General features: G+C 72.1%; 4 protein-coding genes. 1 reads left to right on the top strand and 3 read right to left on the bottom strand.

The genetic code is table 11. The annotated features are described in order from the left end of the window. Window positions 1-77: 77 nt before the first annotated feature. From AB0M82_RS23495 to AB0M82_RS23505, 3 genes are read right to left on the bottom strand one after another with little or no spacing between them, the layout of a single operon-like run. Window positions 78-1,037: an NAD-dependent epimerase/dehydratase family protein gene (locus AB0M82_RS23495; RefSeq protein ID WP_364725417.1), complete on the bottom strand. Its 960-nt coding sequence runs from the start codon at window positions 1,035-1,037 to the stop codon at window positions 78-80. A 13-nt stretch (window positions 1,038-1,050) separates the two neighbouring features. Further along, window positions 1,051-2,343 carry a nucleotide sugar dehydrogenase gene (locus AB0M82_RS23500; RefSeq protein WP_364725420.1) on the bottom strand — a complete coding sequence of 431 codons (1,293 nt, stop codon included), beginning with the start codon at window positions 2,341-2,343 and terminating at the stop codon, window positions 1,051-1,053. A gap of 28 nt (window positions 2,344-2,371) precedes the next feature. Continuing rightward, entirely contained in the window at window positions 2,372-3,055 is a 684-nt protein-coding gene (locus tag AB0M82_RS23505; RefSeq protein WP_364725423.1) for a PIG-L family deacetylase, read from the bottom strand. Between the two features lie 275 nt (window positions 3,056-3,330). On the opposite strand from AB0M82_RS23505, the gene AB0M82_RS23510 reads away from it, so the two are divergent. Then, a complete protein-coding gene (locus AB0M82_RS23510; RefSeq protein ID WP_364725426.1) occupies window positions 3,331-11,877 on the top strand; it encodes an SDR family NAD(P)-dependent oxidoreductase in 8,547 nt (2,848 codons plus the stop codon). The last annotated feature ends 101 nt before the right edge of the window (window positions 11,878-11,978 follow it).

Here is an 11,978-nt window from a genome sequence, read left to right on the forward strand (position 1 = left end):
GAATGGCCCATTGAGGGACGCTATGTCCCTCAATGGGCCATTCACGGCCTTCCGCCTGACCGCTTGCGCGGCAGACTTCAGGAGCGGCGGTCCGCGACCACCGCGGAGATGATGTCGTCCAGGGTCCGGGTGGGAGCGAAGCCGATCTGGTTCAGTGCGCGGGTGCAGTCGGGGATGCGGCGCTGCATGTCCTCGTAGCCCTCGCCGTAGGCCTCCTCGTACGGCACCTTCGCGATCACGCTCGTCGAGCCCGTCGCCGTGATGACGCGCTCGGCGAGCTGCGAGATCGTCGTCTGCTCGGTGCTGCCGAGGTTGAACACCTTGCCGTACGCCGATTCGTCGGACAGCAACGCCACCAGGGCCGGCACCACGTCGTGGACGTGACAGAAGCAGCGGGTCTGCTGGCCGTCGCCGAACACGGTGATCGACTCGCCCGCGAGGGCCTGGGTGACGAAACGCGGGATGACCATGCCGTAGCGGCCGGTCTGGCGCGGGCCGACGGTGTTGAACGGCCGCACGATCACCGTGCGCAGTCCGTGCTCCACCGCGTACAGGTGGGCGAACGTCTCGTCCAGCGCTTTGGCCTCGGCGTAGGACCAGCGGTTCTTCAGCGGCGAGCCGATGATCCGGTCGGACTCCTCGGTGAGGCCGTCGGCGGTGTTCTTGCCGTAGATCTCGCTGGTGGAGGCCACCAGGATCGGGACGTCGTGGCGCAGCGCGGCGTCGAGCATGTTCTCGGTGCCGTGCAGGTTGGTGCGGAGGCTGTCCATCGTCTTGTCGAGGATGGTGAACACCCCCACCGCCGCGGCGAGGTGGAACACGGCCTCGACGCCGGGCATGCACGCCTCGACCGCGGCCGGGTCGGTCACCGAGCCGCGCACGAAGCGGAACTCGGGCCGGCCGATGACGTCGGAGAGGTTGTCGAGCGTGCCGGTGCTCAGGTCGTCGAGCACGACGACCTCGTCGCCGGCCGCCAGCAGATGCTCGGTCAGGTGGGAGCCGATGAACCCGGCGCCGCCGGTGATCAGATAACGCACGTCAGTCGTCCTTTCAGGCCGCGGAAAGCGCGGGGTCGAAGCGGTAGGTGGCGTCGATGACGATCGGGCACTGACCGAGCCAGTCGTAGTCCTGGCCGGGGTGGACGGTGTGGATCAGCGCGAGGTCCCAGTCTTCGCCCGCGGGCTCGACGACGCTGTCCAGCGAGCCACCGGTCACGCGGACGTTCGGCGCCAGCGGGTCGTAGTAGCCGACCGTCGCGCCCTTTTCGGCGAGCAGGTCGATGATGTCCAGCGCCGAGGAGGACCGCACGTCCTGCACGCCGGGCTTGTAGGTCACGCCGACCACCAGGATCCGCGCGCCCGCCATGCCCGTCCCGTTGCGGGACAAGGTGTTCAGCACCCGGTCGACGACCTGGCCCGGCCGTTCGGCGATGGCCCGCATGGCCTGGGTGACCAGCGGCGCGCTGTTCTGCGTCGCGCGGAGCTGCCAGAGCAGGTAGTGCGGGTCGCACGGGATGCAGTGGCCGCCGACACCGGGGCCGGGGTGGAAGGCCATGAAGCCGTAGGGCTTGCTGGCCGCCGCGTCGATCACCTCGATGGGGTCGAGCGAGAAGCCGTCGCTGATCTCCGCGAACTCGTTGGCCAGTGCGATGTTCACCGCGCGGAACGTGTTCTCGTACAGCTTGGTCAGCTCGGCCGCCTCCGGCGAGCTGACCAGGTGCACCCGCGGGGTCAGCACGTTGAGCACGCGCTGCGCCATCGCGGTGCACGCCGGCGTCACGCCGCCCAGCACGCGCGGCGTCTCGGCCTGCGTGTGCGTGACGTTGCCGGGGTCGATGCGCTCGGGGCTGGACGCGACGAAGATGTCCCGGCCGACCTTGAACCCCTTGGCCGTCAGCGGCTTCACCAGCAGCCGCCCGGACGTGCCGACGTAGCTGGTGGAGGTGAGGATCAGCGTCTGGCCGGGGCGGGCGTGCGCGACCAGCGCCGCGCACGCGCTCTCCAGCGGCCCGAGGTCCGGCATCAGGTACTCGTCGAGCCCGGTCGGCACGCACACCAGGATCGCGTCCGCCTCGGCCATCCGCGAGGCGTCGGCGGTGAGCTGGAAGTCCTCCTGGTGCACGGCTTTCTCCAGCCGGCGTTGGTCGTTCTCGATGAGGTCGACCTCGCAGGCGCGGATGGCCTCGAGGCGGTTCTGGGAGAGGTCGATGCCGATCACGGCGACGCCGCCGGCGTGCAGGCCGAGTGCGGTCGGGAGGCCGACATAGCCCATCCCGATCACCGCGACCGACGTCAGCTCGTTCAGCTCGGCCACGGTCTGGAATTCAGCGACAGTACTGGTCATTGTGGTTCACCCGTTTCTGGCAGGGCGGTCAGTGGACGATCCGGACGATCTCGAACGCTTCGGCGAGGCCGGCGGAGATCTGCGAGCCGCGGTATTCGGCGAGCGCCCGCACCCCCCGTTCGCTGCGGGGGTGGGGCCAGGGCTCCAGCTCCTTGCCATAGGCGCGCAAAGCCTCGATCTTGCGCGCCACGTGGGTTTCGTCGAGGAGCTGCCAGTAGTTGGGGCGGAAGGTGACCGGCAGGCCGGACGCCTCGCCGACGTCGGTGGCCGACCGGATCTCGAACGTCCGGACCTCCCGGACGCTGCCTTTGCCCGGCCGGCCCGCCACGCGGGCGGCGCGGCTGACCAGGGCGTGGTCGGTGCTCAGGTCGCACATGCTCGTGGTGAAGATGGTGTCCGGCTCGAAGTCGCGCACCTCCTGCTCCACCACCCGGTTGAGCTCCAGGTGGCTCACCGTGTCGAGCCGGTTGTCACCGAACTCGTTGACGCGCACGCGTTCGACGCCCAGCGTCTTCGCGGCCAGCTCGATCGCGTCGGTGCGGTTGACGACACCGGCGCCGGTCGCCGACCGGGAGCCGTCGTCGTTGGTCAGGATGCAGAGCGACACGATGACACCCTCGTCGGCGAGACGGGCGATCGTGCCGCCCGCGCCGAGTGTCTCGTCGTCGCCGTGCGCTCCCACGACCAGGAGTTTGCTGATTGTCCTGCGCATACCGATCCCCAGCCTTAGTCCAAAGGGCGAGCCAATGCCGAACACGGCATGACGGAATTGGAAAGTCGTTTGATCGTGCCGAAAATCTGTCATCCGGGCGGGCGAACCGGCAACCCCTAAAGACCGTCTAAAGCGGACCTTGGGGGAGGCCCCGGGTGCGTCCCGGCCGCCCGGAACGCACCCGAGTCTGGGGGCCTTAGGGGTGGGTGCCTCCCCGGCGCCGCTCGTATCGTTTCCCCTCGACGCTTCTTCTCGCGTGGAAGGAAAGAGGACTCGTGGGTAACTCCGAAGACAAGCTGGTCGGTGCGCTCCGTGCGTCCCTCAAGGAGAGTGAGCGGCTGCGCGAGAAGAACCGGCGGCTGACCGAGGCCGCGCGGGAGCCGATCGCGATCATCGGCATGGCCTGCCGGCTCCCGGGCGGGGCGGTCACCCCGGAGGAACTCTGGCAGCTGCTCGACGGCGGCGTCGACGCGATCGGGGAGTTCCCGGCGAACCGGGGCTGGGACCTCGAGCGGCTCTACGACCCGACCGGCGAGCGACCGGGCTCCAGCTACGTGCGGGAGGGCGGGTTCCTGCACGACGCACTGGACTTCGACGCCGACCTGTTCGGCATCAGCCCGCGCGAGGCTCTGCTGATGGATCCCCAGCAGCGGCTCCTGCTGGAGACGTCGTGGGAGGCCTTCGAACGCGCGGGCATCGCCCCGCACTCGGTCAAGGGCAGCCCCACCGGCGTGTTCGCCGGGACGATGTACCACAACTACCAGGGCAGCTACGGGTCTTCCGGGGTCATCTCCGGGCGGCTCGCCTACACCTTCGGGCTCGAAGGACCCGCGGTCACCATCGACACCGCGTGCTCGTCCTCGCTCGTCGCGCTCCACATGGCGGTACAGGCTCTGCGCAACGGCGAATGCTCGCTCGCCCTCGCCGGCGGTGTCTCGGTGATGTCCACACCGCGCACGTTCGTCGAGTTCACCGTCGACGGCACGCTTGCCCGCAGCGCCCGCTGCCGCGCGTTCGCCGACTCCGCCGACGGCACCGGCTGGTCCGAGGGCTGCGGAATGCTGCTCGTCGAACGGCTTTCCGACGCGCGCCGCAACGGCCACCCGGTCCTCGCCATCGTCCGGGGCACCGCGATCAACCAGGACGGCGCGTCCAACGGGATGACCGCGCCGAACGGTCCCGCGCAGCAGCGCGTGATCCGCCAGGCGCTCGCCAACGGCCGGGTCGCCCCCGAAGAGGTCGACATCGTCGAGGCGCACGGCACCGCGACCACCCTCGGCGACCCGATCGAGGCGCAGGCGCTGCTCGCGACCTACGGCCAGGGCCGCCCCGAGAATTCCCCGCTGTGGCTGGGTTCGGTGAAGTCCAACGTCGGGCACACCCAGGCCGCGTCCGGCGTCGCCGGGGTGCTGAAGATCGTGCTGGCGCTGAACAACGGGATCATGCCGCAGACGCTGCACGTCGACAAGCCGACCCGGCACGTCGACTGGAGTTCCGGGCAGGTCGAGCTGCTCACCGAGCGGCGCCCGTGGGAACGCAACGGGCACCCGCGCCGCGGCGCCGTGTCCTGCTTCGGCCTGAGCGGCACCAACGCCCACGTCATCCTCGAAGAGGCCCCGGAACCCGATGATGCCGTGGCGGCGCCGCGGGACGACGCCGCGGTCCCGCTCGTCCTTTCCGGACGGACGCCGCAGGCGCTGCGGGCACAGGCCGCGCGACTGGCCGGGTACCTCGCCGAAAATCCCGCGAACCCGCTCGACGTCGCCTACACACTGGCCGCCGGGCGTACCCACCTCGACCACCGCGCCGCCGTCGTCGGCCGCGATCACGCCGAGCTCCTTGCCGGGCTGACCGGTCTCGCGAACGGCGAGCCGACGCTCTCCGGTCTCGCCCGCGGCGAGACGAGCACCGCTTTCCTGTTCTCCGGGCAAGGTTCCCAGCGCGCCGGAATGGGCGCGGTCCTCGCCGCGAAGTACCCGGTGTTCGCCGAGGCCTACGACGCCGCCTGCGCCGAACTCGACCGGCACCTCGACCGCCCGATCCGCGAGGTGATCGACGCCGACGCGGAAGCCCTGTCCCAGACCGGGAACACGCAGGCCGCGCTGTTCGCCTTCGAGGTCGCGCTGTTCCGCCTGGTCGAGTCGTGGGGCCTGGTCCCGGACGCCGTCTGCGGTCACTCGATCGGCGAGCTCGCGGTCGCGCACTGCGCGGGCGTGCTGTCCCTCGCCGACGCCGCCAAGCTGGTCGCCGCCCGTGGCCGCCTGATGCAGGCGCTGCCCACCGGTGGCGCGATGGTGGCCGTCGAGGGAACGGCCGACGAAGTCGCGGCTCACGATGCCGGGGGGACGGTCGACGTGGCCGCCGTCAACGGACCGCGATCCGTGGTCCTTTCCGGCGAAGAGGCCGCCGTGCTCGCGGTCGCCGCCAAGTTCGCCGAGGCCGGCCGGCGCACGACTCAGCTGCGCGTTTCGCACGCCTTCCACTCGCGCCTGATGGAGCCGATGCTCGCCGAGTTCCGCGCTGTCGCGCAGAGCCTCACCTACTCGCAGCCCGAACTGACCGTCATCTCCAGCGTCACCGGCGCCGAGGTCGCCGCCGAGCTGACCGACCCCGGGTACTGGGTGCGCAACGTCCGGCAGCCGGTCCGGTTCGCCGACGCCGTGCGCGCGCTGGCCGCCGAGGGCGTCAACCGGTTCCTGGAGCTGGGTCCGGACGCGCCGCTGACCGCCGCCGTCCCGCAGTCGGTGGCCGACACCGCGGTCGCCGTCGCGTCGCAGCGCCGGGATGTCCCGGAGGACGTCGCGCTGATCACGGCGCTCGCGACCCTGCACGTCCGTGGCGTGGTGCCCGGCTGGGCCGCGCACTTCACCGCCCGCGGCGCGAGCCGGGCGGACCTGCCGACCTATGCCTTCCAGCACCGGCGTTACTGGCTCGAGGTGTCGTCGGAGTCCGGCGACATCGCCTCGATCGGCCTCGACCCGGTCGACCACCCCCTGCTCGGCGCGGCCACCCTGCTGGCCGACGCCGATGGCGTGGTGCTGTCCGGCCGGATCTCCGCGACCACCCAATCGTGGCTGAACGAACACGTGGTCGGCGGCGCGATCCTCTTGCCCGGCACGGCTTTCGTCGAGCTCGCCGTGCGCGCCGGAGACGAGGTCGGCGCCGGCCGCGTCCGCGACCTGACGCTGCACGCCCCGCTGGTGCTGCCCGCGAAGGGCGCGGCCCGGATCCAGGTGCGGGTCGGCACCCCCGCCGCCGACGGGACCCGCCCGATCAGCGTCCACTCACGACCGGACGGCCTCGCCGTCACCGCCGGCTGGGTCCGGCACGCCGACGGCACCCTCGCGCCGGGCACGGCCGGCGCCGCGTTCGATCTGAGCGCGTGGCCGCCCGCCGGCGCCGAGGTCGTGGACGTCGAAGGCATGTACGACATGCTCGCCGAGGCCGGCATGGCCTACGGCCCGGTCTTCCAGGGCCTGCGCGCGGCCTGGAGCCTCGGCGAGGACATCTACGCCGAGATCGCCCTGCCCGAGCAGGACCGGCTCAGCGCCGAAGCGTTCGGCCTGCACCCGGCGGCGTTCGACGCGACGCTGCACGCCGTCGGTCTGAGCGGCGCCGCCGGGGAGGGCACGACCCTGCCGTACTCGTGGTCCGACGTCGAGCTGCTGGCCACGGGCGCCGCGGCGCTGCGGGTCCACGTCCGGCCGGTCGGGGAGCAGACGGTCGAGCTGCGGCTGGCCGACTCCGCCGGGGCGCCGGTCGCCAGGGTCGGCGCGCTGGCCCTGCGCCGGATCAGCGAGGAGCAGCTCGCCGCGGCCCGTGCGGTCCCCGGTGGCAGCGACTCCCTCTACCGGATCGACTGGGTCCCGGCCACGCTGCCGGACGCCTCAGGCGACTTCGTCGTGCACGAGGTCACGCCGGGAACGGACGCGGCCGCGGCGAAGAAGGCGATCCACAGCGCACTGGCCACCGTGCAGAGCTGGCTCGCCGAAGCGAAGTCCGGACGTCTGCTCGTCGTGACCAACGGCGATCTGGCCGGTGCCGCCGTCGCCGGGCTGGTCCGTTCGGCCCAGGCGGAGAACCCGGACCGGATCGTCCTTGTCGAGGGCGGTGCGACCCCGGAGCAGCTGGCCGCGATCTCCGTCGCCGACGAGTCTTCGGTCCGCATCGAGAACGGCGAGTTGTCCGTGCCGCGGCTGGCGCGTGCGGTGCCCGAACCCGCCGAGCCGATCGACTGGGGCACCGTCCTGCTTTCCGGCGGCACCGGTGCGCTGGGCAGGCTCGTCGCGAAGCATCTCGTGCGGCGGCACGGCGTGAAGAACCTCGTGCTCGTCAGCCGCCGCGGGCCCGAAGCGCCCGGCGCGGCCGAGCTCGTGGCCGAACTGACCGAGCTGGGCGCCGAGGCGACCGTGGTGGCCGCCGACCTGGCCGACCGGGCGAAGGTCAAGGCACTGCTGAAGAAGTACCCGGTCACCGCGGTCGTCCACGCGGCCGGGGTGCTCGACGACGGTGTCCTCGCGTCCATGACGCCCGAACGCGTCGACGGCGTCTTCGATCCGAAGGCCCTGGCGGCCTGGAACCTCCACGAGCTGACCGGCGACCTCGCCGCCTTTGTCACGTTCTCCTCGGCCGCCGGCGTCCTGGGCGCTCCGGGCCAGGGGAACTACTCCGCCGCCAACGCGTTCCTGGACGCGCTCACCGCACAGCGTCGTGCCGAGGGCAAGCCCGCGCACTCGCTGGCGTGGGGCATGTGGGAATCTTCGGCCGGGATGGCCGGGGAAACCCACGGCAAGCGCGGCCTCGGCGCGTTCGGCGCGGAAGAGGGCTTGGCGCTCTTCGACACCGCGGTCGGCGCGGCGGGCGATGTGTACGTCCCGATCAAGCTGGACCTCCCCGCGTGGCGCGACGCCGGTGGCGTTCCCGACCTGCTGCGCGGCCTCGTCCCGGCGGCGCGGCGGACGGTGTCCGACCGCGAGGAGGGCGCGGACTCGTTGCTGGGCAAGCTGATCCGGCTGCCCGCGGGCAAACGCCTCGACCACCTGCGCGATCTGGTGGTCCAGCACGCGGCCGCGGTGCTCGGCCACGGCTCGGCCGCCGAGTTCGACGCCGACCGCGTGTTCAAGGACCTCGGCTTCGACTCGCTGACCGCCGTCGAACTGCGCAACACGCTCAACGAGGCCACCGGCCTGAGCCTGACCGCGACGCTCGTGTTCGACCACCCGACCGCGGGCGACCTCGCCGCGCACCTGCACGAGTCGCTGCTCGGCGACCTCGCCGACGCGGGGGAGCCCGAGGAGGTCGTGGTGGCCCTCGGCGCCGACGAGCCGATCGCGATCGTCGGCATGGCCTGCCGGTTCCCCGGTGGCGTCGGCTCGCCGGACGAGCTGTGGCGGCTGGTCGCCGCGGGCGGCGACGGCATCAGCGACTTCCCGGAAGACCGGGCCTGGGACATGGACCACTGGCTGCCGCAGGTCGCGCCGGACGGCGGCACGCCGCAGGGCGGGTTCGTCCACGACGCCACCGATTTCGACGCCGCGTTCTTCGGCATCAGCCCCAACGAAGCCGTGATGATGGACCCGCAGCAGCGGATGCTGCTGGAGTCCTCCTGGGTCGCGCTGCAGAACGCGGGCGTGGACCCGTTGTCGCTCAAGGGAAGCGTGACCGGGGTGTACGTCGGCGTGATGCAGACCGACTACGACCCGGGTGACGCGCTCGCCCAGGGCGGCGGCCTCTACCGCGGGTCGGGCGCGCTGAGCAGCGTGGTCTCCGGCCGGGTGGCCTACTCGCTCGGTCTCGAAGGGCCGGCGGTGTCGGTGGACACCGCGTGCTCGTCCTCGCTCGTCGCGCTGCACCAGGCCACGCAGGCACTGCGGGGCGGGGACTGCTCGCTGGCGCTGGTCGCCGGCGTGTCCGCGCTCGTCTCGCCCGCGCCGTTCGCGCAGTTCGTGGACGGCGCCGTGGCCAGGGACGGCCGCTGCAAGCCCTACTCCGCCGCGGCCGACGGCTTCGGCTGGGGCGAGGGCGTCGGTGTCCTGGTGGTGGAGCGCCTTTCCGACGCGCGCCGCCACGGGCACGAGGTGCTCGCGATCATCAAGTCCAGCGCCATCAACGCCGATGGCGCTTCCAACGGCCTCACCGCGCCGAGCGGGTCCGCCCAGGAGCGGCTGATCCGCCGGGCACTGGCCACCGCCGGTCTCGAACCGTCCGAAGTGGACGCGGTCGAGGGCCATGGCGCCAGTACACCGCTGGGCGACCGGATCGAGACGTCGGCGCTGCTGGCCACCTACGGCAAGGAGCGCTCCGCCGACCGTCCGCTGTGGCTCGGTTCGGTGAAATCCAACATCGGCCACACCCAGGCCGCGGCCGGGGTCGCCGGCGTGATCAAGATGGTGCAGGCGATGCGTCACGGCGTGCTGCCCGCCACGCTGCACGTCACCGAGCCGACAGCGGACGTCGACTGGTCCGCCGGGGCCGTCCGGCTGCTGGAGCGGACGCAGCCGTGGCCCGAGGTTTCCCGGCCGCGCCGCGCGGCGGTGTCAGCGTTCGGCTACAGCGGTACCAACGCGCACGTGATCCTGGAGCAGGCCCCGCCCGTCGAGGCGCCGGTGACCGAGCCGGTCAAGGACGCCGGCGGTGTGCTGCCGCCGCTCGTGTTGTCGGCCCGGACCGCCGCGGCGCTTCCGGACCAGGCCCGGGCCTTGCTGGCGCGGCTGGACGGCTCGTCGGATCTGCTGGACGTCGCCTACTCGCTGGCGAACCGCCGCCCGCTGTTCTCCCACCGCGCCGCGGTCGTCGGAGCCGACCTCGACGAGGTTCGCGCCGCTCTGTCCGCTCTGGATGTCGTGGGGCGTGTGCGTTCCGGTGGGAGCACGGCGTTCGTGCTCCCCGGTGAGGGGGCGCGGCGAGCCGGGACGGGTGCCGCCCTGTATGCCGCGTTCCCCGCTTTCGCCCGGGAATTCGACCGCGTGGCGAACGGATTCGACGCTTACCTCGGCCGGTCGCTGCGTGAGGTGATGTTCGCCGAGGCCGGTTCGGTCGCCGCACAGTTGCTCGGTCGCACGGACTTCGGCCAGGCCGCGGCGTTCACCCTCGGTGTCGCGCTGGCCCGCCTGTTCGAAGGGTGGGGGCAGCGGCCTGATGTGCTGGCCGGCCTCGACGTCGGCGAGATCGCCGCCGCGCACCTGGCCGGTGTGTTGTTCCTCGAGGACGCCGTGAAGCTCGTCGCCCACCGCGGCCAGATGATGGCGGAGGGGCCTCTCGACGACGATCTTCTCGAAGAGCTGGAGGAGATCGCGGGGGAGCTCACCTACAACGAGCCGCGCGTTCCCGTCGTGTCCACCGTGGCCGGTGGAGACGTTCGCGACCCGAAGCACTGGGTGGCCCTCGGCCGCGACGGCGGGCAGCTCCCGGTGACGGGGGCGACGCGGGTCCTGGACCTGGGAGCGGGTGTGGACCCGGCGGACGACCTCCTCCTCGTGCCGGTGCTGCCCGAGGTTCGCTCCGTGCTGCTGGCCGCCGGGCAGCTGCACGCGGTGGGCGCCGGGCTCGACGTGACGCGCATGTTCGCCGATCGCGCGGCGAAGATCGTGCCGCTGCCCGACTACGCCTTCCACCGCACCTACTACTGGCCCACGGTCGACATGGAGGCCCGGCACGCGGTCGGCGATTACGAGCTGCCCGCGCCGCGAGCCGCGGTCGAGGAAGAGGTCTCCCTCGAGCTGACCGAACAGGGACTGCTGCGGTTCGTCCTCACCGAAGCCACGGAGCTGCTCGGATACGCCGACACGGAGGCGATCGACCCGGACGCGCACTTCCTCGAGTTCGGCTTCGACTCGCTGACGGCCGTGCGGCTGAGGAACCGGATCGCGAGCGTCGCCGGGGTCACGCTGGGCGCGGCGGTGGTGTTCGAGCACCGGACGCCGGCGGGGCTGGCGGCGCACCTGCTGGAACTGCTGAGCGGCCCGGCTCCGGTCTCGACGGCCGGGGATCCGGTGAAGGAGCTCTTCTTCGAAGCCGTCCGCGGTGGTCAGGTCGAGAACGGCATCGCGTTGCTGGGCGCCGCCGCGAACCTGAGGCCCAAGTTCGGCGGCGTCGCCGACCTCGGTGCGGCGCCCCGGCCGCTGGAACTGGCCGATGGCCCGGACGGCCCGCGGCTGCTGGCCCTCCCGTCGCCCGCGGCGCTGGGCGGGGAGTACCAGTACGCGAAGCTCGCGGCGCGGTTCCGGGGCAGGCGCGCGGTTTCCGCGTTGCCGACGCCCGGGTTCCACACCGGCGACCCGGTGCCCGCCGACTTCGACGCGTTGCTGGAGGTGCTCGAGGAGAGCGTCCGGCTGGGCGCCGGCGACAAGCCGTTCGCGCTGCTCGGGTATTCGTCCGGCGGTGTGCTTGCCTACGCGCTGGCGGCGCGGCTGGAGAAGTCCGGCTTCGCGCCGGCGGCCTTGGTTCTGCTCGACAGCTACGAGATGGACGGCGGCGGTGACGCGACCGCGGACACGGTTTCGGACATGGCCACGGGCATGCTCGAACGCGAAGAGCAGTACGGCCCGTTCGACCGCGACAAGCTGACCGCGATGGCGCACTACCTCGGTCTGCTGGAGACGGCTTCGCTGGGCGAGGTGACGGTGCCGACGGTCCTGATCCAGCCCGACCACCGCTTCGCCACGGGCAGCGCCGTCGCTTCCGATGACCCGTCGGCCTGGCGGACGACCTGGCACCGGGCGGACACTGTCGTCACGGTGCCGGGTGATCACTTCAGCCTCGTCGACACCGACTCCGAGACCACCGCGAAGGCCGTGGACACCTGGCTCGGCTCCCTTTCCTGAGCCTCCCGGCCGGGCGGCGCCCCACCTCCCCCTCGCGGGGCGCCGCCCACTCTTACTCCCCCTGTTCCCGAGTCCGGCTGCGAGGGTTTCTTGGTCCCGAG

The organism is Amycolatopsis sp. NPDC051128, from assembly GCF_040682715.1.
In the GTDB taxonomy this organism is placed as follows: domain Bacteria; phylum Actinomycetota; class Actinomycetes; order Mycobacteriales; family Pseudonocardiaceae; genus Amycolatopsis.

Bases quoted from the DNA above. Each gene is read 5' to 3' on its own strand.
- AB0M82_RS23500 (WP_364725420.1), bottom strand. From the start codon at position 2,343: ATGACCAGTACTGTCGCTGAATTCCAGACCGTGGCCGAGCTGAACGAG.
- AB0M82_RS23505 (WP_364725423.1), bottom strand. From the start codon at position 3,055: ATGCGCAGGACAATCAGCAAACTCCTGGTCGTGGGAGCGCACGGCGAC.